Annotated in this window: 24 protein-coding genes; 5 read left to right on the forward strand and 19 right to left on the reverse strand. The window is 57.9% G+C overall.

Translation table 11 applies throughout. The features are described from left to right. Window positions 1–29: 29 nt before the first annotated feature. The 17 genes from H1S06_RS03280 to aroQ form a co-directional block, all read right to left on the reverse strand. Entirely contained in the window at window positions 30–1,568 is a 1,539-nt protein-coding gene (locus H1S06_RS03280) for a SpoVR family protein (RefSeq protein WP_181737200.1), read from the reverse strand. After that, window positions 1,555–2,853, reverse strand: coding sequence for a YeaH/YhbH family protein (locus H1S06_RS03285; protein WP_181737202.1), 1,299 nt, complete (start codon window positions 2,851–2,853; stop codon window positions 1,555–1,557). Before H1S06_RS03285 ends, H1S06_RS03280 begins: the two co-directional genes overlap by 14 nt. A gap of 89 nt (window positions 2,854–2,942) precedes the next feature. Then, a complete protein-coding gene (locus tag H1S06_RS03290; RefSeq protein WP_181737204.1) occupies window positions 2,943–4,865 on the reverse strand; it encodes a PrkA family serine protein kinase in 1,923 nt (640 codons plus the stop codon). A gap of 203 nt (window positions 4,866–5,068) precedes the next feature. Further along, the gene (locus H1S06_RS03295; RefSeq protein ID WP_181737207.1) at window positions 5,069–6,181 is read right to left on the reverse strand and encodes a dihydrolipoamide acetyltransferase family protein; all 1,113 of its coding nucleotides are present in this window, start codon (window positions 6,179–6,181) and stop codon (window positions 5,069–5,071) included. Further along, complete coding sequence (locus H1S06_RS03300; protein WP_181737209.1) at window positions 6,178–7,170, reverse strand: alpha-ketoacid dehydrogenase subunit beta; 993 nt, start codon at window positions 7,168–7,170, stop codon at window positions 6,178–6,180. The genes H1S06_RS03295 and H1S06_RS03300 overlap by 4 nt, the downstream gene beginning before the upstream one ends. Continuing rightward, window positions 7,163–8,263, reverse strand: coding sequence for a pyruvate dehydrogenase (acetyl-transferring) E1 component subunit alpha (gene pdhA, locus H1S06_RS03305; RefSeq protein WP_181737212.1), 1,101 nt, complete (start codon window positions 8,261–8,263; stop codon window positions 7,163–7,165). Before pdhA ends, H1S06_RS03300 begins: the two co-directional genes overlap by 8 nt. Beyond that, window positions 8,256–9,314 carry a Leu/Phe/Val dehydrogenase gene (locus tag H1S06_RS03310; RefSeq protein WP_181737214.1) on the reverse strand — a complete coding sequence of 353 codons (1,059 nt, stop codon included), beginning with the start codon at window positions 9,312–9,314 and terminating at the stop codon, window positions 8,256–8,258. The genes pdhA and H1S06_RS03310 overlap by 8 nt, the downstream gene beginning before the upstream one ends. Before the next feature lie 289 nt (window positions 9,315–9,603). After that, window positions 9,604–10,218, reverse strand: coding sequence for a LysE family transporter (locus tag H1S06_RS03315; protein ID WP_181737216.1), 615 nt, complete (start codon window positions 10,216–10,218; stop codon window positions 9,604–9,606). Between the two features lie 61 nt (window positions 10,219–10,279). After that, complete coding sequence (purD, locus tag H1S06_RS03320) at window positions 10,280–11,566, reverse strand: phosphoribosylamine--glycine ligase (protein ID WP_181737218.1); 1,287 nt, start codon at window positions 11,564–11,566, stop codon at window positions 10,280–10,282. Window positions 11,567–11,583: 17 nt separating this feature from the next. Further along, window positions 11,584–13,170, reverse strand: coding sequence for a bifunctional phosphoribosylaminoimidazolecarboxamide formyltransferase/IMP cyclohydrolase (purH, locus tag H1S06_RS03325; protein ID WP_181737221.1), 1,587 nt, complete (start codon window positions 13,168–13,170; stop codon window positions 11,584–11,586). A gap of 28 nt (window positions 13,171–13,198) precedes the next feature. Continuing rightward, complete coding sequence (gene fis, locus H1S06_RS03330) at window positions 13,199–13,519, reverse strand: DNA-binding transcriptional regulator Fis (protein WP_220183745.1); 321 nt, start codon at window positions 13,517–13,519, stop codon at window positions 13,199–13,201. After that, window positions 13,506–14,483, reverse strand: a complete 978-nt coding sequence (gene dusB, locus H1S06_RS03335) for a tRNA dihydrouridine synthase DusB (RefSeq protein ID WP_181737225.1) — start codon at window positions 14,481–14,483, stop codon at window positions 13,506–13,508. The genes fis and dusB overlap by 14 nt, the downstream gene beginning before the upstream one ends. Window positions 14,484–14,618: 135 nt before the next feature. Next, on the reverse strand, window positions 14,619–15,575 hold the full coding sequence (locus tag H1S06_RS15485; protein ID WP_255482888.1) for a DUF3426 domain-containing protein: 957 nt from the start codon (window positions 15,573–15,575) through the stop codon (window positions 14,619–14,621). Between the two features lie 3 nt (window positions 15,576–15,578). Then, complete coding sequence (gene prmA / locus H1S06_RS03345) at window positions 15,579–16,484, reverse strand: 50S ribosomal protein L11 methyltransferase (protein ID WP_181737227.1); 906 nt, start codon at window positions 16,482–16,484, stop codon at window positions 15,579–15,581. A 177-nt stretch (window positions 16,485–16,661) separates the two neighbouring features. After that, the gene (gene accC / locus H1S06_RS03350) at window positions 16,662–18,002 is read right to left on the reverse strand and encodes an acetyl-CoA carboxylase biotin carboxylase subunit (RefSeq protein ID WP_181737229.1); all 1,341 of its coding nucleotides are present in this window, start codon (window positions 18,000–18,002) and stop codon (window positions 16,662–16,664) included. 22 nt (window positions 18,003–18,024) lie between these two features. Then, complete coding sequence (gene accB / locus H1S06_RS03355) at window positions 18,025–18,477, reverse strand: acetyl-CoA carboxylase biotin carboxyl carrier protein (protein ID WP_181737231.1); 453 nt, start codon at window positions 18,475–18,477, stop codon at window positions 18,025–18,027. 49 nt (window positions 18,478–18,526) lie between these two features. After that, window positions 18,527–18,976: a type II 3-dehydroquinate dehydratase gene (gene aroQ, locus H1S06_RS03360; RefSeq protein ID WP_181737233.1), complete on the reverse strand. Its 450-nt coding sequence runs from the start codon at window positions 18,974–18,976 to the stop codon at window positions 18,527–18,529. 272 nt (window positions 18,977–19,248) lie between these two features. Here aroQ and H1S06_RS03365 point away from each other — a divergent pair, with 272 nt between their 5' ends. Together H1S06_RS03365 and H1S06_RS03370 are read left to right on the forward strand one after the other, a co-directional pair. Next, window positions 19,249–20,277, forward strand: coding sequence for a DUF2333 family protein (locus H1S06_RS03365; protein ID WP_181737235.1), 1,029 nt, complete (start codon window positions 19,249–19,251; stop codon window positions 20,275–20,277). Window positions 20,278–20,296: 19 nt separating this feature from the next. Continuing rightward, on the forward strand, window positions 20,297–21,070 hold the full coding sequence (locus H1S06_RS03370) for a ParA family protein (protein ID WP_181737237.1): 774 nt from the start codon (window positions 20,297–20,299) through the stop codon (window positions 21,068–21,070). Window positions 21,071–21,369: 299 nt separating this feature from the next. Here the strand turns inward: H1S06_RS03370 and H1S06_RS03375 are convergent, their stop codons facing one another. Further along, a complete protein-coding gene (locus H1S06_RS03375) occupies window positions 21,370–21,930 on the reverse strand; it encodes a hypoxanthine-guanine phosphoribosyltransferase (RefSeq protein ID WP_181737239.1) in 561 nt (186 codons plus the stop codon). 207 nt (window positions 21,931–22,137) lie between these two features. Between H1S06_RS03375 and upp the strand changes: the two genes are divergently transcribed. Together upp and H1S06_RS03385 are read left to right on the forward strand one after the other, a co-directional pair. Beyond that, the gene (gene upp, locus H1S06_RS03380; RefSeq protein ID WP_181737241.1) at window positions 22,138–22,764 is read left to right on the forward strand and encodes a uracil phosphoribosyltransferase; all 627 of its coding nucleotides are present in this window, start codon (window positions 22,138–22,140) and stop codon (window positions 22,762–22,764) included. A gap of 14 nt (window positions 22,765–22,778) precedes the next feature. After that, complete coding sequence (locus H1S06_RS03385) at window positions 22,779–24,074, forward strand: uracil-xanthine permease family protein (RefSeq protein ID WP_181737243.1); 1,296 nt, start codon at window positions 22,779–22,781, stop codon at window positions 24,072–24,074. Between the two features lie 20 nt (window positions 24,075–24,094). Here the strand turns inward: H1S06_RS03385 and H1S06_RS03390 are convergent, their stop codons facing one another. After that, window positions 24,095–24,985, reverse strand: a complete 891-nt coding sequence (locus tag H1S06_RS03390) for a helix-turn-helix transcriptional regulator (RefSeq protein WP_181737245.1) — start codon at window positions 24,983–24,985, stop codon at window positions 24,095–24,097. Between the two features lie 354 nt (window positions 24,986–25,339). Between H1S06_RS03390 and H1S06_RS03395 the strand changes: the two genes are divergently transcribed. Then, window positions 25,340–25,549 carry a Flp family type IVb pilin gene (locus H1S06_RS03395; RefSeq protein ID WP_181737247.1) on the forward strand — a complete coding sequence of 70 codons (210 nt, stop codon included), beginning with the start codon at window positions 25,340–25,342 and terminating at the stop codon, window positions 25,547–25,549. Window positions 25,550–25,584 lie beyond the last annotated feature (35 nt).

Genomic DNA, 25,584 nt, shown 5'->3' on the forward strand with positions numbered 1-25,584 from the left:
TTGAAAGTAGTAGCCACCAGTATAACGGCCTAGCCAATACTCTCAACAGCCAGCTCCTGTGCCTGCGGCGGACAGGCATAGGCCTGGACAACAGCGCCGTCTGTGGTCACGGACTCCAGTCGAATATCGAATCCCCAGAGCCGGTGCAGGTGCTTGAGCACTTCATTGGTTGAGTCGCCCAAAGGCTGTCCATTATGCATGTAATGTCGCAGTGTCAGGGCGCGATCGCCCCGTACATTGACATTGTAGACCTGTATATTGGGCTCGCGATTGCCCAGGTTGTACTGCGCCGCCAGCGCTTCGCGAATGGCTCGGTAGCCGCGCTCGTTATGAATGGCGTCGACTCTCAGAGTCGGGCGACTGCTGTCGTCCATAATCGAGAACAGCTTGAGTTCACGGATCAGGCGTGGCGACAAAAACTGCAGAATAAAGCTTTCATCCTTGTAGTTGTGCATGGCGTCCATCAGTGTTTCACGCCAGTGACTGCCGGCAATATCCGGAAACCATTCGTGATCTTCAGCGGTGGGGTTTTCACAGATGCGGCGGATATCCTGCATCATGTTGTAGCCCAGGGTGTAAGGGTTGATCCCGTTGAAGTGAGGACTGTTGAAGGGAGGCTGGTAGATCACGCTGGAGTGAGAGTGCAGAAACTCCATCATGAAGCCTTCGGTCACCAGGCCTTCGTCATACAGCTGGTGCAGCAGGGTGTAGTGCCAGAAGCAGGCCCAGCCTTCGTTCATCACCTGGGTTTGTTTCTGTGGATAAAAGTACTGTGCAACCTTGCGCACAATGCGGATCACTTCGCGTTGCCAGGGCTCGAGCAGGGGGGCGTTTTTCTCGATAAAGTAGAGGATGTTTTCCTCGGGCTCTGTCGGGAAGTGGGGGTGTTGAGCGGCGTCGTCCTCGCCACGCTGGGGAATGGTTGTGTTCCACAGATCATTCAGGTGGCGCTGGATGTACTCTTCGCGGGCACACTGGCGTTCACGCTCCTCGGCTGCCGTCAGAGGGCGCGGACGCTTATAGCGGTTGACTCCATAATTCATCAGTGCGTGGCATGAATCGAGCAGCTGTTCGACTTCATCGACACCGTGCCGCTCTTCACAGCGGCGAATAAAGTTCTTGGCAAACAGCAGGTAGTCGATAATGGCGCTGGCGTCGGTCCAGGTTCGAAACAGGTAGTTTCCTTTGAAAAAGGAGTTGTGCCCGTAACAGGCATGGGCAATGACCAGAGCCTGCATGGTGATGGTGTTTTCTTCCATCAGGTAGGCAATACAGGGGTCGGAGTTGATGACGATCTCGTAGGCCAGTCCCATGCGACCGCGCTTGTAGTTCTGTTCGGTCTCGACGAACTGTTTGCCGAACGACCAGTGATTGTAGTTCAAGGGCATGCCGACTGAAGAATAGGCGTCCATCATCTGTTCCGAGGTGATGACCTCGATCTGGTTGGGGTAGGTGTCCAGGCCGAAGTCGGCGGCGATGCGGCCAATCTCGCGGTCATAGGTTTCTATCAACTCAAAGGTCCAGTCCGATCCGGTGGAGATCGGTTGGCGGGCTTTAGGACGATTCATGGGCACCCTCCGTGCGCTTTTCGAACAGGCGGCGGAATACCGGATAGATTTCACCGGCATCGGTAATCTGCTGCATGGCAAACTGTTCCTTGAAGGCTTCCTGGACATGTTCGTATTCGTGCCACAGATTTTGATGCGGCCCACTGGTGATCTCGACATAGGCGTAGTACTGGGTCTTGGGCAGGATTCGCTCGGTCAATATCTTGCTGCAGGTAGCCGAGTCGCCATCCCAGTTATCGCCATCGGAGGCTTGAGCGATATAGATATTCCAGTCCACCGGCGGGTAGCGGGCTTCAATGATGTCGGCACTTAATGCCAGCGCGCTGGAGACGATGGTGCCGCCGGTTTCGCGGGAGTAGAAAAACTCCTGTTCATCGACTTCCTTGGCGTGCGTATGGTGACGTACGAATACGACTTCAATCTGCTTGTAGTTGCGGTTCAGAAACAGGTAAAGCAGGATGAAAAAGCGTTTGGCGATATCCTTGATGCTTTGCGTCATGGAGCCGGAGACGTCCATGACGCAGAACATGACAGCCTTGCTGGAAGGCATGGGCACGCGGACCAGGTTGGTGTAGCGCAGGTCAAAGTCATCCAGAAATGGCAGCTTGCTTGAAGTTTTCTCCAGTTCCCGGATGCGCAGGCGCAAAGCATCGAGTTTTTCATTGCGTTCGAGCGAAGGTGGGGCTTCTTCCAGAGCCCACAGTTCCTTGCGCAGAGCTCGAATCTGCTGCCGTGTTTCCTTGTCGGTGAGCGCGATTCGGCGTGCGTGGGCCGCTCTGAGGGAGCGCACGATGTGCAGCTTTTCAGGAGAGCCCGAACTGGTAAAACCGGCGCGGCGCGTTTCGAATGAAGTGGCGTCTTTCAGCTGCTTGCGTACCATCCAGGGCAGCTCCAGGTCTTCAAACATGAAATCCAGAAACTCTTCCTGGCTGATATTGAAGGTAAAGTCGTCTTCGCCTTCTCCCTGATTACTGGCCTTGCCCTGGCCAGAACCCGCGCCGCCTCCGCTTTCCGGGCGGCGGAATTCGTCCCCCTCAATGAATTCCTGGTTACCGGGAAAGATCTTGTGACGAATACCGCCTTCCCCATGATGAAAGGCGGGTTCGGAAATATCGCGCTTGGGAATGGTCACCTGTCCGCCCTGGTCGATATCCCTGATCGAACGGTCGTGTATCGCCTCTTCCACAGCCTTTTTAATATGCTGCTTGTAGCGACGCAAAAAGCGCTGGCGGTTGACCGTGCTTTTTTTCTTCGCGTTCTCTCGGCGATCGATGATATAGCTCATATATCGGGCTCCCGGAGGGCAGCGCCGGCAATGCCTGCCGGGCTGCTCGGTTCAGTTCCTTCCTTTGTGTACAACTCCCTGTTGTGGGCTTACTGCGATTTGCGTACGCGGATATACCATTCGGACAGCAAACGGACCTGTTTCTCGGTATAGCCACGCTGGATCATGCGTTTAACAAATTCGCCGTGCTTTTTCTGATCATCGGAGGACGCTTTCGGATTGAATGAAATGACCGGCAACAGGTCCTCGGTGTTGGCGAACATTTTCTTCTCGATGACCGAACGCATTTTTTCATAGCTGTTCCAGGCCGGGTTCTTGCCATTATTGCTGGCTCTGGCGCGCAGCACAAAATTGACGATTTCGTGGCGAAAGTCCTTGGGATTACTGATACCGGCCGGTTTCTCGATTTTCTCCAGTTCCTCGTTAATTGCCTGACGGTCCAGAATGTCGCCGGTTTCCGGGTCGCGATATTCCTGATCCTGAATCCAGAAATCGGCATAGGTTACATAACGGTCGAAAATATTCTGTCCGTACTCGGAGTAAGACTCCAGATACGCGGTTTGAATCTCTTTGCCGAGAAAGTCGATATACTGGGGTGCGATGTATTCCTTCAAGTGGCCCAGATAGCGATCCTGAATGTCGTTCGGGAACTGCTGTTGGCTGATTTCCCGTTCCAGCACGTACATCAGATGTACCGGGTTGGCAGCTACTTCGGTGGGGTCAAAGTTGAACACCTTGGACAGAATCTTGAACGCGAAGCGGGTCGACAGACCATCCATGCCTTCGTTGACGCCGGCGGCATCCTTGTATTCCTGCATGGATTTGGCACGCGGATCGGTATCTTTCAGGTTTTCACCGTCGTAGATGCGCATTTTCGAGTAGACACTGGAGTTTTCCGGTTCCTTGACGCGTGACAAAACCGTGAACTGGGCCAGCATACTCAGGGTATCCGGCGCACAGGGCGCTTCGTTCAAGGAGCTGTTCTCCAGCAGTTTCTCGTAGATATGCACTTCTTCGGTGACACGTGTGCAATAGGGCACCTTGACGATATAGACACGGTCAATGAACGCTTCATTGGTCTTGTTGTTCTTGAAACTCTGCCACTCGGATTCGTTGGAGTGGGCGAGCAGAATACCGTCATAGGGAATGGCGCCCATACCTTCGGTGCTGTTGTAGTTGCCTTCCTGGGTGGCGGTCAGCAGCGGGTGCAGTACCTTGATTGGGGCCTTGAACATCTCGACGAATTCCATCATCCCCTGGTTGGCGCGGCAGAGTGCCCCCGAGAAGCTGTAGGCATCCGGGTCGTGCTGTGGATATTCTTCCAGTTTGCGGATATCAACCTTGCCGACCAGGCTGGAAATATCCTGGTTGTTTTCATCCCCCGGCTCGGTCTTGGCGATGCCGATCTGGTCCAGGATGGAGGGGTAGAGCTTGACCACCCTGAATTGAGTGATATCGCCGCCATACTCGTGCAGACGCTTCACGGCCCAGGGCGACATGATACCGTTCAGGTAACGACGGGGAATGCCGTACTCCTGCTCCAGAATATTGGCATCCTCTTCGGGGTTGAACAGGCCGAGAGCTGATTCGAAAACCGGCGAGCCCTTGATGGCATAAAAGGGGATATGTTCCATCAGGTGCTTCAGCCGTTCAGCCAGTGAGGACTTACCGCCGCCAACCGGGCCGAGCAGGTACAGAATCTGTTTCTTTTCTTCCAGTCCCTGGGCGGCGTGCCGGAAGTAGGACACGATATTCTCGATCGCCTCTTCCATGCCGTAAAACTCGTTGAAAGCGGGGTAGCGCTTGATGACCTTGTTGGAAAAAATGCGGCTGAGACGTGGATCGCGTGCGGTATCCACCACCTCGGGTTCACCAATGGCCTTGAGCATGCGCTCGGCCGCATTGGCGTAGACTTCAGGGGTCTCCTTGCACAGGTTGAGGTATTCCTGCAGGCTCATCTCTTCCTGCTGGATCGATGAATAACGGGCCTTGTAGTGGTCAAAGATGCTCATGCTCACCTTCCTGTTATTTGCGCTAGCCTCTGGGAATTCAAATGCTTATAAACCGGCAGCCAGCGTTCTTCGCTGTTTTCAGTGTAGTCCAGATTGGGCAGAGTCAAGGCGGTAAGTGAGGGTAAAAAAGTATAGAAGCGGATCTGTATGCTTGTGCCGGCAGGGGGTAGCGAAGGGGAGGGCGGCTTCCCCTTCGCCCGGAGTTATTCGGCCAGCGACTGCAGCAGCGCGTGCATGAAATGAGCCGCCTCTCCTCCGGTGGCTGCTCGATGGTCGAACGTCAGTGACAACGGCAGAATGCGGTGTATGCACAGGCTGCCATCAGCGGCTACCGGCATGGGGCGAATAACGCCTGCGCCCACAATGGCGACTTGCGGAGGCAGTACGACCGGACTGGCATAGCGGCCTGCCAGTGTACCGAAATTGCTTAGTGTAATGGTTGCGCCCTGCATCTCGGACGGTGGAATGGCACGGGCCTTGACGTCCTTCCTGAGCTGATTGAGGCCATTGCGCAGATCATTGCTCGAGCGTCGGGCAATATCGCGCAGCACGGGTACGAACAACCCCTGGTCGGTGTTGACGGCAACGCCCAAGTCGACCCGGTCGTGCAAACGTCGCGTCAGTTGTCGACCATCGAACCAGGCATTCAGGTCGGGTGCCTGCTGGCAGGCCGCCGCAATCGCCTGTACCAGACGCATGGTGATATCCGTCCCTTCGGGCCAGTGATCGATATCGGCATCTTCGTACAGGCTAACCGGCACGACTTCTGCGTGAGACATCGCCATGGCTCGGGCCATCTGCTTGCGTACGCCTTTCAGAGGTTCGGCGGTCCCGAATGACTGGTCGATTTCAGCCGCTCGCTCGACATCTCGGCTGGTGACGCGGCCCTCGGGACCACTACCGCTTACGGTGTCCAGGTTAACGCCCAGCCGCAATGCCAGGGCGCGTACGGCGGGGGTACTGGAGTACCGGGCGGCCTGGAGACTGCTGGGGGCCGCACCGATAATAAAGCTTTCCTGTTGGTTGTCGTGGGTCGTTGACTGGTTCAATTGGCCGACCACGGTGCCACTGTCGGTTTCCTGTTCACCGGCAAACTCCACCAAAGGCTCACCGGTATGTACGGTCTCGCCGGCACGGCCAAAAGTGTGAGCGATCACTCCGGCTTGAGGCGAAGGAATTTCGACGATCGCCTTGGCGGTTTCGACCGAGAGCAGAATCTGGTCTACTTCAACCCGGTCGCCCTCCTGTACATGCCATTCAACGATTTCGGCTTCGGGCAGGCCTTCGCCCAGGTCGGGCAGTTTGAAATATTTCATCCTGAATACTCCATGGTCTCTTTGACCGCCATGATGATGTCGTCAACATCGGGCAGATACAGCTGTTCATTGCGGTAATAGGGCATGATGGTGTCATCACCGGTGACCCGCCTGGGCGGAGCTTGCAGGGATGTGAGTACTTGCTCGCAAAGGGTGGCCGATATTTCGGCACCCAGACCGCCATGATGAGGTGCTTCGTGGATGATGACGCAACGGCCGGTTTTTTTGACTGAGGCGATCAGTGTGGCATGGTCGATGGGATTGAGTGTAGCGACATCAATTACTTCGCACAGGATGTCGTCTTCCTGCTCCAGTCGGTGAGCCGCCGCAAGGGTCTCCTGAATCATGGCACCCCAGCTGATCAGGGTGATATCCCGGCCTTCTCGCAGGGTGAAACAGGTGTCCAGCGGCAAAGCGTTACCGTCATCTTCCACCAGCGTTTTACTGGCACGGTAAATTCGCTTGGGTTCCAGAAAAATGACCGGATCGTCGCAGCGTATGGCAGCCAGCAGCAGGCCATAGGCGCGCACCGGAGACGAGGGGATGACGACTCGTAACCCCGGTATGTGCGCCAGCAGCGCTTCGGTACTTTCGGAATGGTGCTCAGGCGCATGGATGCCGCCACCAAAGGGCGCCCGCAGCACCATCGGGCAGCTCAGACGTCCCCGGGTACGGTTGCGCATGCGGGCTGCGTGGGCGATCAGATGCTCGAGGGCCGGAAAAATGAACCCCATGAACTGAATTTCCGCAACAGTACGAATCCCCTGCGTCGACAGGCCGACACTCAGGCCGGCAATCATGGTTTCCGCCAGCGGCGTATCAATAACACGGCGTTCGCCAAAGCGGGCCTGAAGTCCATCGGTCGCGCGGAAAACGCCGCCATTGGCGCCAATGTCTTCGCCCATCAGCACCACATCGGAGTCGTCCTCAAGGGCACGAGCCAGGGCCAGGTTGACAGCTTCCAGCAGGGTGATGGCATGGTTATTCATGGTCGGCCCCTCCCTGTTGACGGCGTTGCTGCCGGGTCTGCGCCTGTTCGCGCTGCTCGGCCAGCTCCGCCGGACATTCGGCGTACAGATGGTTATACAGTTCATCCACGCCCTGTGGTGGCGTTGCTTGATACACGGTGATTGCGGCCTCAACCAGCTGGCGTGCTTCCGCCAGCCAGGATTGCTCTCGCACCTCGTCCCAGAGTGCTTGCCGGTGTAGCCAGTTGCGCAGCCGAGCGACGGGGTCTCGGGTCCAGGCGGCTTTCAGCTCGTCGGCGGGGCGGTAGCGGGTCGCATCGTCGGCAGTTGTATGATCAGACAGGCGGTAGCTGAGGGCTTCGATCAGAGTGGGGCCCTTGCCCGCTCGCGCCCGCTCCAGTGCCTGGCCGACCACATCATGCAGAGCGACGGCGTCGTTGCCGTCGACCTGTTCGCCACGAATACCGGCCCCCAGGGCTTTCTGAGCCAGGGTGGGAGCAATACACTGCTTACTGCGCGGGACCGAGATGGCCCACTGGTTGTTGTTGATAATAAAGACAACCGGCAGTTGCCAGGCACCGGCCACGTTGATGGCTTCCAAAAAGTCGCCCTTGGATGTGCCGCCATCACCGATCATGGTCAGGACAGCCTGATGTTCATTGCGCAGCTTGAGAGCCGTGGCGACACCACAGGCGTGCAGGCATTGGGTGGCAATCGGCACCGCATTGGGCAGGTCTCGGTGCATTTCCGGCGCGGCGCTGCCGCGTTCGTCCCCGCCCCAGTAAAGCAACAGCTGGGCCATGGGTGTGCCGCGTATCATCTGCATGGCATGATTGCGATAGTAGGGTACCAGTACGTCTTCCGCTTGCATCAAGGATGCGCAGACCACGTCAATGGCTTCGGCTCCTAACAGGGAGGCATAGGTTCCCAGCTGGCCGGTGCGTTGCAGGCTGATGGCCCGTGTATCGAACTGGCGCGCCAGCACCATCTGCTGGTAGTAGCCGACCCAGGGCGTCTCGCCGCAGGCCCAGGCGGGCATGTCGGCCAGCGGATTGCCCGCGTCATCCAGATAGCGGGTCAGGCGGATTTCGCCTTGATAGCTGACTTCATGCATGGCGATGCTCCTGTTCAGAAAGGGGAGTGGTTGCGGCTTTGAGCAGCGCTTCTGCATGCAGGTCGGCCACATGATGGACTGACTGGCGGGTACGGTCGGCCTCATTGAACAGGTGTGTCAGGGTGTCGCCAATGGCGCGAATTTTGGCATCGCGCTGCTCGCCGTCAATACCGGCATGATGCAGAGCCACGTGGATAAGTCCGCCTGCATTGATGACATAGTCCGGCGCGTAGAGGATATTTCGTGCCCGCAGGCGGTTGCCGTCCTCATCTTCGGCCAGCTGGTTATTGGCGCTGCCGGCGACCAGCGCGCAGTTGAGTTGCGGGATGGTGGTGGCATTGAGAATGGCACCCAGACCGCAGGGGCAGAACACATCTGCCTCGACCGCATAAATGGCATCGGCTGCCACCGCTTTGGCGTCAAACTGGTCGACACACAGGCGGACCTTGTCCGGGTCGATATCGGAAACGATCAGGCGGGCTCCGGCCGCGTGTAATCGCGCGGCGATGGCGTGGCCGACATGCCCCAGCCCCTGAATGCTGACGGTCAGTCCCTCGAGTGTGGTACGTCCCAGACGATGTCGAACTGCCGCCTGAATACCTGCAAAAACGCCCAAAGCCGTATGTGGCGAAGGGTCGCCGCTGGCGCTGGTACAGCTGACAAAACGGGTTGTGGTGGCAATGCTGTCCATGTCGCTGACCTCGGTACCGCTGTCCATGGCCGTGATATAACGCCCGCCGAGCTGCTCAACAAAGCGACCGAAGGCGGCCATCAGGTGGTGACGGTCATAGGGTTGTTCGGGTTCGATGATGACAGCCTTGCCACCGCCATGGGGCAGACCGGCCAGGGCTGCCTTGTAGCTCATGCCATGGGCCAGTCGCAGGGCATCGGTGACGGCATCCTGCTCACGGGCATAGTGGATACAGCGACAACCGCCGATGGCGGCACCTCGAGCGGTCGAATGAATGGCAATAATGGCCTTCAAGCCGCTGGCCGGATCCAGACCGAAGTGAAGGTCGGTCAGACCGGCGTGTTCCATCTGCTTGAACATAACGGGGTCCTCCGCTGGTTAGGTCAAGCCGGAATACGGATATGAAAATCGGCGTTGTCGAATCTTGTGGATCGCTACGCCGTTATATTTGGAATAGCACAGCTGTGCCCAAAGTACAGTTTCAGGATCAAAGATTTACGGTGAACGGCATTGGCTTGTGCAGGCGCACCAAAACGGCAGGTTGAGCACGGATCCACGCTTTGAGGCAGCCAGACATTTAATTGTTGCGCTGCAGCCAAAACGCCGGACCAGCGAGCGGGGGAACAGAAGTCCCCCCGCGCAACGGATATCAGAGTGTGGTTGCGGACAGAACCAGTGCGGCCGCGATCAGGGCAGATCCGGTCAGGCGTTGTTGCCACATTAGCGCGGCGGGATCGGCAAAGCGACGACGCAGCCCAGAGGCCAAGCCGCTGTATCCGGTCATGATGCAGGCTTCACTGGCCATCAATGTGGCGCTGATGATCAGCAACTGCAGCCATTGCGGATGGATGGGATCGATAAATTGTGGAATCAGAGCGAGTAAAAACATCAGTCCCTTGGGGTTGGTCATATTGACCATAAGGGCCTGCAGAAAGCGCTTGTGGGGTGGGGCAAAAGCATGTGATTCGATATCGGCGGACTTACACCGGCGCCAGAACTGCAGTCCCAGCCAAGTGAGATAGGCGACGCCGACCCACTTGAGTATCGTAAACCACTCGGGGGCCGTTGCCAGCAGTTTGCCAAGGCTGAAACAGACCACCAGAATCTGGACACCATATCCGCAGACCAGGCCGAGGGTATTCCAGCCAGCCCCCCGGATACCATAGGTCAGGCCCGCACCCATGGCGGTTGCGGCGCTGGCGCCGGGAGACAGACTGATTAAAATAGCGGTGCCCAACAGGGCCAGCCAGATTTCCACATTCATTCAGGATTCCTCAGGAACGCAAACAGCCGCCCGAAGGCGGCTGTTTCAACACTCGAAAGGCTTAGCCATTCTCGCGTGCGATGGCGCGGTAGGCGATATCGGTACGGAAGTATGCATCCTTCCAGCTGACGTCCTTCAGCAACTCGTAGGCACGCTGTTGGGCTTCGGTTACGCTTTCGCCCAAGGCCGTGATACAGAGCACGCGACCACCGGCGGTGACCACGTTGCCGTTGTCATCCAGCTTGGTGCCGGCGTGGAAGATCTTGCTGCCTTCCGGACAACTTTCCGGCAGGCTGATGACGTCACCCTTGGTGTAATCGCCGGGATAGCCACCGGCAGCCATGACAACACCGACGGACTTGCGCTCATCCCAGTCGGCGGTGGTCTGGTCCAGTTTTCTGTCCAGCGCCGCCAGGCAGAGCTCAACCAGAGAGGACTTCAGGCGCAGCATGATCGGCTGGGTTTCCGGGTCACCGAAGCGGCAGTTGTACTCGATCACTTTCGGCGTACCATCGGCCATGATCATCAGGCCTGCATACAGAAAGCCGGTGTACTCGTTGCCTTCCGCTTTCATGCCGTTCACGGTCGGCATGATCACTTCGTCCATCACGCGCTGATCAATCTCGGCCGTGACAACGGGGGCCGGGGAGTAGGCGCCCATGCCGCCGGTGTTCAGGCCAGTGTCGCCGTTGCCGACGCGCTTGTGGTCCTGGCTGGTGGCCATCGGCAGAACATTGTCACCGTCGACCATCACAATGTAGGAGGCTTCCTCACCGTCGAGGAACTCCTCGATCACTACGCGGCTGCCTGCATCACCGAAGGCATTGCCGGCCAGCATGTCACGGATCGCTTCTTCGGCTTCTTCCAGCGTCATCGCCACAATAACACCCTTGCCTGCCGCCAGGCCGTCGGCCTTGACCACAATCGGAGCACCTTTCTCACGCACATAGGCCAGTGCCGGCTCCACTTCGGTGAAGTTCTGGTACTCGGCAGTGGGAATCTGCTGGCGTGCCAGGAAGTCCTTGGTGAACGCTTTGGAGCCTTCCAGCTGGGCAGCGCCGGCAGTCGGGCCGAAGATTGCCAGACCCGCCTCGCGGAAACGGTCGACTATACCCGCCACCAGCGGAGCTTCAGGACCGACGATAGTCAGGGCGACGCTGTTATCGCGGGCGAAAGCGACCAACGCCTCCAGATCCATCACGTCAATGGCCACGTTTTCCAGCTTGGGCTCGGTTGCCGTACCCGCATTGCCCGGAGCGACGAAAACACGTTCAACGGCTGCATCCCGTGCTGCCGTCCATGCCAGGGCGTGCTCACGGCCGCCGGAACCAATAACCAGAATATTCATCTTGCAGATCCCTTCTATTAGTGACGGAAATGGCGCATGCCGGTGAAGACCATTGCCAGACCATGCTCATCGGCGGCGTCGATCACTTCCTGATCGCGCATGGAGCCGCCCGGTTGAATGACTGCCGAGATACCGGCTTCCGCCGCGGCATCAATACCGTCGCGGAACGGGAAGAAAGCATCGGATGCCATGACGGAGCCCGGTACTTCCAGACCCTCGTCGGCAGCCTTGATACCGGCGATCTTGGCAGAGTAGACGCGGCTCATCTGGCCGGCACCGATACCGATGGTCTGGCCGTTTTTGGCGTAGACAATGGCGTTGGACTTAACGTATTTGGCCACTTCCCAGCAGAACAGCAAATCGCGGATTTCCTGTTCGGTCGGCTGGCGCTGAGTCACGATTTTCAGCTGGGACGCATCGATCATGCCCAAGTCGCGGTCCTGAACCAGCAAACCACCGTTGACGCGCTTGTAGTCGAGGCCCTGTACGCGTTCCCGGGTCCACTCGCCGCAGGCCAGCAGACGCACGTTTGGCTTGGCGGCGACGATGTCGGACGCTTCCTGGGACACGGTTGGTGCGATGATCACTTCAACGAACTGACGGTCGACTATCGCCTGCGCGGTCTTGCCGTCCAGCTCGCGGTTGAATGCGATGATGCCGCCGAACGCGGAGGTCGGGTCGGTCTGGAAGGCACGGTTGTAGGCTTCCAGAATATCGCTGCCAACTGCAACGCCACAGGGGTTGGCGTGTTTGACGATCACACAGGCCGGTTCCTGGAACGGTTTGACGCACTCCAGCGCCGCATCAGTGTCGGCGACGTTGTTGTAAGACAGAGCCTTGCCCTGCAGCTGACGAGCAGTAGCTACGCTGGCTTCGGACGGGTTGGCTTCGACGTAGAAGGCCGCACGCTGGTGCGGGTTTTCACCGTAGCGCATGTCCTGCGCCTTGATGAACTGGGTGTTGAAGGTACGCGGGAAGTCGGCCGGCACTTCTTCATCGTCGCTTTCCACGATGGCGCCCAGGTAGTTGGCGATCATGCCATCATAAGCGGCAGTGTGTTCGAATGCTTTGACTGCCAGGTCGAAACGGGTCTTGTGTACCAGACCGCCGCTGCTTTTCAGTTCGGCAATGATATTGTCATAGTCGGAGGCGTTAACGACGATGGCGACATCCTTGTGGTTCTTGGCGGCTGAACGCACCATGGTCGGACCACCGATATCGATGTTCTCGATTGCCATCGGCAGGTCGCAATCCGGGCGAGCGATGGTCGCCGCGAACGGGTAAAGGTTGACTACAACCATGTCGATCGGCTGGATATCGTGCTCGTCCATGACGGCATCATCGGTGCCGCGACGGCCCAGAATACCGCCATGCACTTTGGGGTGCAGGGTCTTGACGCGGCCGTCCATCATTTCCGGGAAACCGGTATAGTCAGAGACTTCAACCGCCGGGACGTTGTTGTCGCACAGCAGCTTATAGGTACCGCCGGTGGAGAGAATCTCGACACCCTCGGCGCTCAGGGCCTGCGCGAATTCGACGATGCCGGTTTTGTCCGACACGCTGATCAGCGCGCGGCGGACAGAGGTAATATTCTGTTCAGACATGGTATAGCTTCCCGTTCAGATGAATTCGTTACAGCAGGCCGTACTGCTTCAATTTCTTGCGCAGCGTGCCACGGTTCAGGCCGAGTACCTCGGATGCCTTGGTCTGGTTGTCCTTGGTATAGGCCATCACGCTTTCAAACAGCGGGGCCTCGATTTCGGACAGAACCATCTGATAGACATCGGTAACAGGCTGACCATCCAGCTGCTTAAAGTAGCTGCTCAGTGACTGATGCACGGTATCACGCAGGGTCTGCTGCGGGATCTGTGCCTGTGCGCTGCTGTTTGTCTGTTTCAAGTCTTTGGTATCCACTGTACTTCTGTACCCAATCCAGGGATCAGGCGGCCTCATGCCGGGCCGCAAAAAAAGCGACGATGGCGCTCACCTGATCTGATGCTGTTTCAAGTTGATTAAATCGTTGCCGAAAGTCCCTGTTGTCGCTGCTGTTTTGCAGGTACCAGCCCACATGCTTGCGTGCGATGCGCACGCCAAGATAGTCCCCGTAGAAATCGTGCAGGGCCTGCAGGTGCTCAAGGAGGATCTCTTGCTGTTTGGCCAGAGCCGGTTCGGGCAGGAGTTCGCCGGTGCTTAGATAATGGGCAATCTGACCCAGCAGCCAGGGGCGTCCCTGGGCCGCACGGCCGATCATCACTGCATCGGCACCGGTATGTTCCAGAACGCGAGCGGCCTTTTGGGGAGAGTCAATGTCTCCGTTGGCAAACAGGGGAATACTGATCGCTTCGCGAATGCGGGCGATGGTGTCGTATTCGGCCTGTCCCTGGTAGCGGTCGGCGCGGGTACGTCCATGTACGGCCAGTGCGGCGATACCGGCGGCTTGCGCCATCTCGGCGATACGGACACCGTTGCGGGTGTCCGGGCACCAGCCGGTGCGGATCTTCAGGGTGACCGGAACATCCACGGCAGTGACGACTGCCTGCAGAATGTCATTGACCAGCTCTTCGTCACGCAACAGGGCGGAACCGGCAGCCTTGTTGCAGACCTTTTTGGCCGGGCAGCCCATGTTGATATCGATGATCTGGGCACCATTGGCCACATTGAGTCGGGCCGCCTCGGCCATCATCTCGGGATCGCCACCGGCGATCTGGATTGAACGGGGTTCGGCTTCACCGGTGTGGTCCAGGCGAAAACTGGACTTTCGGGTATGCCAGAGTCGGCTGTCGGACGTGACCATTTCGGAGACGACCAGTCCGGCGCCCATGCGGCGACACAGCTGCCGGAACGGGCGATCGGTCACCCCGGCCATGGGGGCCAGAATCACCCGATTATCAATGCTGTATGGGCCGATCCTGAACATGCCGCATCCTGTCAAAAGGGTAAAAGAAACTCCATTCGCTGCATCACTGCAACAAATTCAGGGTTAACTTTCGGAAGGTGGGCAATGATACTCTTTCGGCCCCTTAGGGCCAACCATTTCTGATGAAAAATTAACCTATCGTGTCGCCGGCGGGGCTGCAGGTGTCAGCTTGAGTTCATAGCTGACGCCACGACGGCCGGGTGAGGCCAGTTCCAGCTCGATCTGCATTGGCTGGCCGGTAGGCATGCGCATCCGATCGACAGAACGGGTATCGAGATACTCTTCGGGCTGGAAGGTGCGCTGAGCAACCAGGCGGCCCTTGAGGTCGGTGAAGCGGAGCTGCAATCCAGGCCAGGGCTGACTGAATGCGGCCCTGTTCTCCAGCAGAATGGTGGCGCTGAGCGCATCGGCATACTGCGGGTGGGGTTGCAGGTGCAGCCCCTGGTTATTGATCAGAGCCAGAGCGTTCTGTTGCAGCGAGCAATCGACCTGTTCGCAGAGCAGGGCATACAGGCTTTTCAGTTCGGCATATTGCGCCAGGTGGGCGCGTTCGAACCAGAGCAGTTGCGCCGTCAATGCCAGTGCGGCGACCAGACTGAGCAATAGCCACCCGGTTGTGGCGACGGGGTTGCCGTCACGGTCGGGCGTGGGACGAGTGATGTCGCCGCTACCGGCTCGCAGGCGCAGGGTATCGAGAGCGGGCACTCCTGTCGGCGTGCTGGCCGATGCCGCCGCGTCACGGCTGGCACGAGGGCCCAGGGGGATCGCATTGCCGGTGGCTGCGGCTGTGCTGAGAGGGGGGGCGGAAACGGTATTGGTGGCTGGATCGGCCGATATTTCCGTGACAGGGGACGAGTCTGACTGTGTCACGGGTGTTGGTGTGCCGGTTTGCTCCGCAGCCGGTTTATTGACCGGAGGCGGGGGGATGCGCGTATCGGCCGGCTCGACACGTTCGGCTTCCGGCAGGGCATGAAGCCTGGCGTCGAACACGCACAGACAGGCACCACAGCGCACCTGCCCCCGGGCCAGCTTGAGCTGGCCTGCGGTCACACGAAAACGGGCATGACAATCGGGGCAGCGCGTTATAACCAAGTATCAGCTCTCCTGCTTCCGGGTACCGCTGATGCGGATCCAGCCTTCACGTTCACCGGGGGCATCCATCTCGAACCATTGACTATAGGTGGATACTATCTCATCCGCCTGTTGGGACAAGAGCCCGGAGAGCAAAATGCGGCCATTCGGCTTGACGCGTGCGGCCAGAGTCGGAGCCAGTTGGCACAGGGGGCCGGCGAGAATGTTGGCAACGAGCAAATCCGCTTCAATCAGCGGGGCGTCCAGCGGCAGGAAGGTATCCAGCGTTGCGGCCGGTAGCCGGTTGCGTTCCAGGTTGTCGCGGGTGGCGGTCAGAGCCTGGGGATCGATATCGATTGCCTGCACATGACGGGCGCCCAGCAGCAGAGCGGCGATTCCCAGAATGCCGCTGCCACAGCCGTAGTCAACCACCTGCCTGTCATCCAGTGTTTGGGCATCCAGCCACTCCAGGCACAGGGCCGTGGTCGGGTGGGTGCCGGTACCGAAGGCCAGACCGGGGTCCAGCATCAGGTTGACGGCACCGGGTTCGGGCGCTTCGCGCCAGCTGGGGCAGACCCACAGGCGGCGACCGAACTGCATCGGGTGGTAATGATCCATCCACTCCCGCTCCCAGTCCTTGTCTTCCAGAATCTCGGCCTTGAACTCGGGCAGCGGGTTCAGGTCTGCGCTCAGTGACTGTTGGGCGTTGTGCAGCAGGTCCAAGGTTTCACGCAGGTCATGCTCGGCAGCAAAGAGGCCGGTGACGACGGTCGAGTTCCATAGCGGTGTGGTACCCAGGTCCGGTTCGAAAATCGGCTGGTCGGCAGCATCCTGATAGGTGACGGCGGCACAGCCCGCGGCCAGCAGCAGGTCTTCGTATGTGTCGGCCTGTTCCGGAGGAATGGAAACTTTGATCTGTAGCCAGGGCATGGCTCGGCTCCTATTGCGTGTTGGACCAATTATGTAACAAATGTTTGATGTGGGGAATCCGGTGTACGCTACCCAGTGTTCTGGTTGAAAGTCTTTGATCGGGTCGGCAGAACATCGGCATGGTGTTACGGAGAGGGAAAACAGCCCGGTTGTCCGGGCTGTTGTCGGTCACCTCATTCAGAGGCCAAGCTTTTTCTCGAGATAATGGATGTTGACGCCACCGTGCGCGAAATTGGTATCGCGCACGATATCCTGATGCAAGGGAATATTGGTTTTGATCCCTTCGATCAGCATCTCGTCCAGTGCACTTTCCATGCGTGCCAGTGCTGTCTCGCGATCATCGGCAAAAGTGATCAGCTTGGCGATCAGCGAGTCATAATGCGGTGGTACGCTGTAGCCGCTGTACAGGTGAGAATCGACACGAATGCCGTTGCCGCCTGCCGCGTGGAAATGCGTCACCGTACCCGGGCTCGGCATGAACGTTGTCGGGTCTTCCGCGTTCAGACGGCATTCGATGGAATGACCGCGCAGCTTGATGTCGTCCTGAGAGTAGGACAGCGGCAGGCCGGAGGCGATGCGCAACTGTTCCTTGACGATATCCACACCGGTGACCATTTCGGTGACCGGGTGTTCGACCTGCACACGGGTATTCATCTCGATAAAGAAGAATTCACCGTCTTCGTACAGAAATTCGAACGTACCGGCACCACGGTAGCCGATCTCGATGCAGGCATCGACACAGGACTGCAGAACCTTGGCACGGGCGGCTTCGTCAATCATCGGAGCCGGGGCTTCTTCGACCACCTTCTGGTGACGGCGCTGCAGCGAGCAATCGCGGTCGTACAGATGAATGGCGTTGCCCTGCCCATCCGCCAGCACCTGCACTTCAACGTGGCGCGGCTTTTCAAGGAATTTTTCCATGTAAACGGTGGCATCACCGAAAGCGGCAGCCGCCTCGGATTTGGTCACCTGAACGGCACTGGCCAGATGTGCTTCGGTATGGACCACGCGCATGCCGCGACCACCGCCACCGGCAGCGGCCTTGATGATTACCGGGTAGCCGATGCGGCGAGCGATCTTGTAAACGGCTTCGCTATCTTCCGGCAGCGGGCCGTCCGATCCTGGCACGGTGGGTACACCGGCTTTTTTCATCGCCTCGATAGCCGATACCTTGTCACCCATCAGGCGGATGGTATCGGCGCGCGGGCCGATAAAGGTAAAGCCCGAGCGCTCGACCTGCTCGGCGAAATCGGCGTTTTCCGCCAGGAAACCGTATCCCGGGTGAATACCGACAGAGTCGGTGACTTCAGCGGCACTGATAATGGCCGGGATGTTCAGGTAGCTCTGCGGTGAAGGCGCGGGGCCGATGCATACCGCTTCGTCGGCCAGACGAACGTGCATCAGGTCCCGGTCGGGCACAGAGTGAACCGCCACGGTCTTGATACCCAGCTCCTTGCAGGCGCGGAGGATACGCAATGCGATCTCGCCACGGTTTGCAATCAGCACTTTATCCAGCATAGTGAAAATCCTTGGTCAGCAATCAGGCGATGGTGATCAGCGGGTGGTCGAACTCGACCGGCTGGCCATCTTCGACCAGGATGCTTTCGATCACGCCTGTTTTGTCCGCTTCGATTTGGTTCATCATTTTCATTGCTTCCACGATGCAGATTACATCGCCGGCCTTGACGCTCTGGCCCACTTCCACGAAGGGTGCGGAGGTCGGGGAGGGGGAGCGGTAGAAGGTGCCGACCATCGGGGAGCGAACGGCATGCCCGGCCGGTTCGTCTGCAGCCGGTGCTTCAGCGGCTGGAGCGGCAACCGGAGCGGGTGCGGCAACCGGAGCTGCAACAAGCTGTGCCGGTGCAGGAGCTGCTGCTACAACACTGCCGCCGCGGCTGATACGGACAGACTCTTCGCCTTCCTTGATCTCGATTTCATTGATGTTGGATTCTTCCAGCAGCTCGATCAGCTTTTTGACTTTGCGAATATCCATACTAAGACGGCTTCTCTGATTCTGATGTTTTTGGGGTAGCTCTATCGAATCAAGCCGACGCCAGCGTCAGGCGCTGGTGAGCGGCTTCCAGTGCAAACTGGTACCCGGCCGGGCCGAGACCACAGATGACACCCACGGCCTTGTCCGACAGATAGGAGTGCTGACGGAAAGGTTCACGGGCATGCACATTCGACAGATGAACTTCGATAAAGGGTATACCGACGCCCAGCAGGGCATCGCGTATGGCAACGCTGGTATGAGTAAAGGCGGCCGGGTTGATAATAATGAACTCGGTACCTTGAGCGGGCGCCTGATGGATGCGCTCAATCAATTCAGACTCGGCGTTGCTCTGGAAGCATTCGGCCGAATGCCCCAGCGACCCGGCACGGAACAGAATCTGCTGCTCGATATCGGCAAGTGTGGTAGACCCGTAAATGCCGGGCTCACGGGTTCCGAGCAGGTTCAGATTAGGACCGTTCAAAACCAGAATATGAGCCATTCAGGTGCTCCGCAGATCGTGTGTGCCAGGGGGTTAAATCAAGGTTGACTAGTGTGCATGAAAGTCAAAACTCTGTCTATGCCGTTGCAATAATTTCGGTCGTTAGCGGCCAGTTTGGCGAAGATAGCTGACATAGACTGGCATCCTGTTGATTAACGGGGTCTGTATAGGATTTTGGTGCGATTGACCGGTTTACAGAATTTCGCCATAGTGCGATGCAGCATTCATGACTGCCGAATACGGTGGGCCACAATATTATCAAGGAGAACTGGGTGGAGCGTTTAGAACGGTTCTGGTTAACCCTATGGGACGGTTTCAATTCCGGCCGCAAACTCAAACTTTTTCTGGCCGCGATTCTGGCCTGGTTGCTGGTAGCGGCGGCAGTAGGAGTGTACTGGAGCTTTGAGCCCGACCGCTTTGATGTCGGTGAGCAAGCGCGGCTGCAAACGGCAACAGAACAGCCGGTGACCGGTGCCTATACGGTAACAACCCTGATTCACCAGATCGAGATGCTGCTGGAGAAACCCGGCGGCTATATCAGTAACGACATCCTGCCGCCGGGCATCTGGCTGGACAATATGCCGGCCTGGGAATTTGGCGTACTGGTACAGGTGCGCGACATGAGCCGTGCGCTGCGCAAGAGCTTCAGCCGCTCGCAATCCCAGTCGACCGAAGACCCGGCACTGGCCAAGGCGGAACCGCTGCTGCATTTTGATCACCGCAACTGGATCCTGCCGTCCAGCGAAAGCGAATATCGCAAGGCCCTGAAACATCTGCGTGACTACCGCACTCGACTGGTGGACACGGACAAGCAGGACGCCCAGTTCTATGCTCGTGCCGACAATCTGCGCGACTGGCTGGATGATGTGTCGACCCGTTTGGGCAGTCTGTCACAGCGCTTGAGTGCGAGTGTAGGACAGCGTCGCATCAATACGGATCTGGCCGGCGACAGTGCCGGGCGTCAGGCTACCGTCTCCAGTGACGAGCTGGAAATCAAAACGCCCCGACTGCAGGTAGACAACGTGTTTTATGAGGCGCGTGGTACGGCCTGGGCACTGATTCACATGCTGGAAGCGGTGGAAAGGGACTTTGGCGATGCGCTGGATAAGAAAAATGCACGTGCCAGCGTGCGTCAGATCATCCGTGAACTGGAAGCAACCCAGTCGACAGTTTGGAGCCCGGTGATTCTGAACGGTACCGAGTTCGGCTTCCTGGCCAACCATTCACTGGTGATGGCGTCCTATATTTCGCGCGCCAATGCGGCGATTATCGATTTGCGTGACCTCCTGTCTCAGGGGTAAATGCGGAGAGTAAGCGACTATGCGCAGAGTGGTATTCAATCAAAAGGGTGGGGTCGGCAAATCCAGCATCGCGGTCAATCTGGCCGCGATCAGCGCCAGTCGCGGAATACGCACGCTGGTGGTTGATCTGGACCCGCAGTGCAACTCGACTCATTATCTGCTGGGGGATGCGTCGAACCAGCCGCAGACCGATGCCTACGGTTTTTTTGAGCAGGCGCTGAGCTTTCAGCTCAAACCACGCTCAGCAAGCGAGTTTGTACATGAGACGCCATTCGAACACTTGGCGATTCTGCCTTCTCATCCTGAATTGGGCGACCTGCAGTCCAAGCTGGAGAGCAAGCACAAAATCTACAAACTGCGGGACGCGATTGATCAGCTGGCGGACGAGTACGAGGCGATCTATATCGACACGCCGCCGGCGTTCAACTTTTTCACCCTGTCGGCACTGGTGGCGGCCGAGCGCTGTCTGATTCCTTTTGACTGTGACGAGTTTGCCCGTCAGGCGCTGTATAACCTGCTTAACAATGTACGGGAAACCCGAGCCGATCATAACGCTCTTCTTGAGGTAGAAGGTATTGTGGTGAACCAGTATCAGCCGCGAGCCTCCCTGCCACAGAAGATTGTAGCCGGTCTGGAGGCCGAGGGGTTGCCGGTGCTGACCACGCGGCTGTCGTCTTCGGTGAAAATGAAAGAATCGCACAACGAGGCGCGTCCCCTGATCCACATGGCTCCGGCGCACAAGTTGACACAGGAATTTGTGCAGCTGTTCGAGGAGCTGACAGCGGGTCATTGAACCCTTGCTCTGAGGCATAAAAAAACGGAGCCATCAGGCTCCGTTTTTGTCTATATCGCCAGGGGAAAGGCCCGAATACTACTGCTTATCCGGTGCGATTACCCGACCATCACTCATAAACACGCAGTCGCGTTGAGCGGCACTTTCCCGTGCGGCGAGCGATTTGCGTCTCAAGCGGATCAACCAGAGGGCAAGAGCCGAGGCTGATAGCGCGAGAATGACCACTTCCGTCATGCAAACCCTGTCAATTTCTAAGGACACCTGCATTGTAACCGGACGGTCATTAATGGCAAGCGCGTTTACATGCCCTTAACGGCAAAAATTCCGGGGGCGTTGCGCCAGTAGCCCTTATAGTCCATTCCATAGCCGAAAATGTATCGGTCTTCGATCTCGATACCGGTGAAATCGGCTTTCAGTCCGGGTGTTGCTTTGCGGTCGTGTCGCTTGTCGACCAGTACGGCACACTGGACGGAAGCGGCGCCTTCTGCTTTCAGGGCTGCCATGACTTCAATCAGCGTATGGCCTTCATCCAGGATGTCATCGACAACCAGAACCGGGCGGTCCTTGAAATCGACCATCGGCGGAACCTTCCATTCCAGGCTCTGCCCGGTTGTTTCGCCGCGGTAACGGGTAGCGTGCAGGTAGCTGGCAGTCAGCGGGAAGTTCAGGCGGGTCAACAGCTGTCCGGCGATTACCAGACCGCCATTCATCACGGCGAACACGACCGGGTCTTTATCATGCAGATCATCGGTAATAGCCGCGGCCATACGGCTGATGGCAGCGTCGACTTCGCTCTGGCTGTACAGAAGGTCGGCCTCGATGTAGACCTTTTTGATTTCGTCAGCAGTGATGTTGCTCATGGAACGGGCTCCGCAATGCGTGCTTAACGACCGTGAGGGACGGTCGAGTGTAAAAAAAGTGAGCAGATTACTCAGCTTTGCCCCTCTGAGCAACCTGTGGATTGTTCGGATGACAGATGCGAGATCATTCGTTAGTCTTGCCGAGAATTTTTATTGTCAAGTCGGGCACCGCTCCAAGATGTCCGCGCACGAATGAGGTTGCCCGCGATGAGCGTCCATGAAATCAAGCATCCCCTGGTTCAACATAAACTGGGTTTGATGCGCTCCAGTGAGAAAAGTACCCGCAGTTTTCGCCAGCTGGCGGCTGAAGTCGGCTGTCTCCTGACCTATGAAGCGACCAAGGATCTGGAGCTGGAGCCCTATACCATGCAGGGCTGGTGTGGCGAGATTGAAGCGCAGCGCATCAAGGGCAAAAAAATCACGGTGGTACCGATTCTGCGTGCCGGACTGGGAATGCTGGATGGCGTACTGGACCTGGTGCCCAGTGCGAAAATTTCGGTTGTGGGGCTATACCGGGATGAAGAAACGCTGGAGCCGGTCACCTATTTCGAGAAGCTGGCCAGCGATATTGAGTCGCGTATGGCGCTGGTGGTTGATCCCATGCTGGCCACCGGCGGTTCCATGATCGCCACGATTGACCTGTTGAAAAACGCAGGCTGCACCAGTATTCGAGCACTGGTGCTGGTGGCGGCGCCTGAAGGCATCGCCAAGGTACAGGCGGCTCACCCCGATGTGGATATCTTTACCGCTTCAGTTGATCAGAAACTGAATGAACAGGGGTATATCATTCCGGGCCTGGGCGATGCCGGAGACAAAATCTTCGGCACCAAATAAAGGGGGCTGGATCGATGCAGAATCTGCAACAGGGGGCCTTCCACTGGCGCACGGCGCTGGCCGGAGCCCAGATGCTGTTTGTCGCTTTTGGTGCCTTGGTACTGATGCCGTTGCTGACCGGACTGGACCCCAGTGTGGCGCTCTTTACCGCAGGCATCGGCACGCTGCTGTTTCATCTGGTGACCGGCTTGAGTGTGCCGATTTTTCTGGCGTCCTCCTTCGTGTTCATCGCGCCCATTACCTTTTCGGTACAAAATTGGGGCATCGCAGCCACCATGGGTGGCCTGATGGCGGCAGGGATCGTCTATATGCTGCTGGCGCTGGCCGTTCGACTCAAGGGCGTCGGCTTTTTACATCGCCTGATGCCACCGGTCGTGACGGGCCCGGTAATCATGATTATCGGGCTGGGGCTGGCGCCGCTGGCGGTCAATATGGCCATGGGGAAAAGCGGCGACGGCTCTGCCGAGCTCTTTCCCTATGATCAGGCCATGCTGGTGTCGATGAGTGCGCTGGCGACAACTCTGATCGTGGCGGTGTTTGCACGCGGCATTGTGCGCTTGCTGCCGATTCTTTCGGGTGTGCTGGTCGGTTATACCCTGGCACACTTCAACGGCATGGTGGATTACACGCCGATTCAGCAGGCGGACTGGTTGGCGCTGCCCGCCTTCGTCATGCCCGAGTTTCATTGGCAGGCCATTCTGTTCATGGTGCCGGTCGCGCTGGCGCCGGCCATTGAGCACGTGGGGGATGTGCTGGCCATTGCCAACGTGACCGGCAAGGATTATATCCGCAAACCGGGGCTGCACCGTACGCTGTTCGGGGACGGTCTGGCGACAACGGCGGCGGCCTGCTTCGGAGGACCACCCAATACGACCTATTCGGAAGTGACGGGGGCCGTCATGCTGACCAAGGCTTTCAACCCGGTCATCATGGTGTGGGCCGCTCTGGTCGCGATTGTGCTGGCGTTCATTGCCAAATTCGGCATGGTTCTGCAGACCATCCCGGCCCCGGTTATGGGCGGCATTCTGATTCTGCTGTTCGGTTCCATTGCCGCCGTGGGCATGAACACCCTGATCAAGGCGCGAGTGGACCTGGCGGAGCAGCGCAACCTGGTGATTGTGGCTACGACCCTTGTCTTCGGGATCGGCGGCATGGCCGTGGGTGCCGGTGATCTCAGCCTGCAGGGCGTGAGTCTCTGTGGTGCGGTTGCCATTGTGCTGAACCTGATTCTGCCTGCCGCTCGGCCGCTCGATAACGACCTGCATGAAGAGCAGGAAGTGGTCGAAGACCTGCTGGACCATACCCACTGATCAAGCCGGGCCATCCGCCGTCAGCATGAACGGCGGATGGCCCGAGTGGAAGGCGGTGTCGTAGGCTGATTGAGGCCCGCAACCGCCTGCAGCTTAACGGCAATAAATTGCTGTTGTTCCTGCTCGCTTTGCCACTGTCGCTGCTCCTGGAAGGTTTTGGGAGTAACGCCCAGATACTTTTTGAACACCCGGCAGAAATAGGAATGGTCGCGATACCCGACGGCCAAGGCCACATCCAGAATCGGCAGGTCGGGATTCTCCAGCAGGCGCGTAGCCTCCTGTATCCGCAGCTGTTGCAGCAACTCCTGAAAGCCGACACCGAATGCCTTTTTGAATTGACGGCTGAACTGCAGAGGACGCAGGTTGCACAGTTGTGCCAGCTGTTCCTCATTAATCCGTTCACCCAGATGCAGCTGCATGTAGGACAGGGCCGGATGGACCGTTCGGGCCTCGGTACTGCTGCCGTGAAAGCGGGACTCCTCCGGTAATCTCAGCATCGGGCTGACATCATCCAGCCGGTCGGGGGTCTGGCTGGCCTGCTCCAGCCGCTGATAGAGTTCATTCACCTGATATTCCGCGGCGGATGCCTGCATCGGCTTCAGCAGAATATCCCAGATGCGGGCCCGCAGCGCCCAGACCATCAACGACTCGGAATGTTGCTCCGTCATCATGATGATGGGCAGGTGGTAGCGTTCGTGCAGGTCGCGTACCAGCATCAACCCGTGCATGTCGGGGTAGTCAAAATCGACACAAATGGCCGTGGGTGTCAGGTGTTGCCGGTCATAGACGGGGTTGTGCAGATCCAGGCGCTCGATTTCAAACCGCTTGTCGAACAGTTCATAAAAGGTAGCGGACCGATCAAAGCTGCGCAGGTCCAGCCACAGCAGTGTAAGCGTGCCGGATTGAGACATGATCCAAAGTCTCCCACTGAATTGTAATCGTTATAGACAGATGTGGGGGCGACCGGTCAGTCCGTGAGCCGGAGTCTGTTCAGTATAGTGAACAATTGACACAAGAGTGTCGCATTAACCTGTACATTTTTTATGCAAAATCGACTTTTCTGTTACAGGTTTGATATAGGCCATCGCTGTATCAAATCTGGAACAGTGCCGCTCAGAATTGTCCTATTTTTTTTGCAAATTTGTTTCAACACCCTCCGTTTCGCTTGCCTATAGTCAGTACAAACCCGGTACACACCCCTGCTGGTGAGCGCAGTTGTATCGGCTTTCGGCCCAAGGGGGCACTTTAAAAATGAGGGCGGACTCATGAACGTTATAACTCGGAAACTGGTGGACTTCATCAAGGAAGAGGAAGGATTGACCACGGTGGAATATGCCGTAGCGGGCAGCCTGGTGGCGGCCGCAGTGATTGTGGCCTTTACCGATTTGGGTTGTGAAGTTGGACTGACAATCCAATATCTGGCCGATGTGATTCAGAACGGTGCCGCTGGAGGCGCTACCCGAGGAACCTGCTGAGCAGGTCTTTACTGGCATTTCATTGGCAAGCAGGG

This window comes from Marinobacterium marinum (assembly GCF_013868415.1).
GTDB classification, from domain to species: domain Bacteria; phylum Pseudomonadota; class Gammaproteobacteria; order Pseudomonadales; family Balneatricaceae; genus Marinobacterium; species Marinobacterium marinum.

Bases quoted from the DNA above. Each gene is read 5' to 3' on its own strand.
- prmA (WP_181737227.1), bottom strand. From the start codon at position 16,484: ATGCCCTGGCTACAGATCAAAGTTTCCATTCCTCCGGAACAGGCCGAC.
- purD (WP_181737218.1), bottom strand. From the start codon at position 11,566: ATGAATATTCTGGTTATTGGTTCCGGCGGCCGTGAGCACGCCCTGGCA.
- H1S06_RS03280 (WP_181737200.1), bottom strand. From the start codon at position 1,568: ATGAATCGTCCTAAAGCCCGCCAACCGATCTCCACCGGATCGGACTGG.
- H1S06_RS03295 (WP_181737207.1), bottom strand. From the start codon at position 6,181: ATGAAATATTTCAAACTGCCCGACCTGGGCGAAGGCCTGCCCGAAGCC.
- aroQ (WP_181737233.1), bottom strand. From the start codon at position 18,976: ATGGCTCATATTCTGGTTTTGAACGGTCCTAATCTGAACCTGCTCGGA.
- pdhA (WP_181737212.1), bottom strand. From the start codon at position 8,263: ATGCATGAAGTCAGCTATCAAGGCGAAATCCGCCTGACCCGCTATCTG.
- dusB (WP_181737225.1), bottom strand. From the start codon at position 14,483: ATGTTCAGGATCGGCCCATACAGCATTGATAATCGGGTGATTCTGGCC.
- H1S06_RS03370 (WP_181737237.1), top strand. From the start codon at position 20,297: ATGCGCAGAGTGGTATTCAATCAAAAGGGTGGGGTCGGCAAATCCAGC.
- fis (WP_220183745.1), bottom strand. From the start codon at position 13,519: ATGAGGCCGCCTGATCCCTGGATTGGGTACAGAAGTACAGTGGATACC.
- H1S06_RS03375 (WP_181737239.1), bottom strand. From the start codon at position 21,930: ATGAGCAACATCACTGCTGACGAAATCAAAAAGGTCTACATCGAGGCC.
- accB (WP_181737231.1), bottom strand. From the start codon at position 18,477: ATGGATATTCGCAAAGTCAAAAAGCTGATCGAGCTGCTGGAAGAATCC.
- H1S06_RS03310 (WP_181737214.1), bottom strand. From the start codon at position 9,314: ATGTTCAAGCAGATGGAACACGCCGGTCTGACCGACCTTCACTTCGGT.
- H1S06_RS03290 (WP_181737204.1), bottom strand. From the start codon at position 4,865: ATGAGCATCTTTGACCACTACAAGGCCCGTTATTCATCGATCCAGCAG.
- H1S06_RS03390 (WP_181737245.1), bottom strand. From the start codon at position 24,985: ATGTCTCAATCCGGCACGCTTACACTGCTGTGGCTGGACCTGCGCAGC.
- purH (WP_181737221.1), bottom strand. From the start codon at position 13,170: ATGTCTGAACAGAATATTACCTCTGTCCGCCGCGCGCTGATCAGCGTG.
- accC (WP_181737229.1), bottom strand. From the start codon at position 18,002: ATGCTGGATAAAGTGCTGATTGCAAACCGTGGCGAGATCGCATTGCGT.
- H1S06_RS03285 (WP_181737202.1), bottom strand. From the start codon at position 2,853: ATGAGCTATATCATCGATCGCCGAGAGAACGCGAAGAAAAAAAGCACG.
- H1S06_RS03315 (WP_181737216.1), bottom strand. From the start codon at position 10,218: ATGAATGTGGAAATCTGGCTGGCCCTGTTGGGCACCGCTATTTTAATC.
- H1S06_RS03300 (WP_181737209.1), bottom strand. From the start codon at position 7,170: ATGAATAACCATGCCATCACCCTGCTGGAAGCTGTCAACCTGGCCCTG.
- upp (WP_181737241.1), top strand. From the start codon at position 22,138: ATGAGCGTCCATGAAATCAAGCATCCCCTGGTTCAACATAAACTGGGT.
- H1S06_RS03385 (WP_181737243.1), top strand. From the start codon at position 22,779: ATGCAGAATCTGCAACAGGGGGCCTTCCACTGGCGCACGGCGCTGGCC.
- H1S06_RS03395 (WP_181737247.1), top strand. From the start codon at position 25,340: ATGAACGTTATAACTCGGAAACTGGTGGACTTCATCAAGGAAGAGGAA.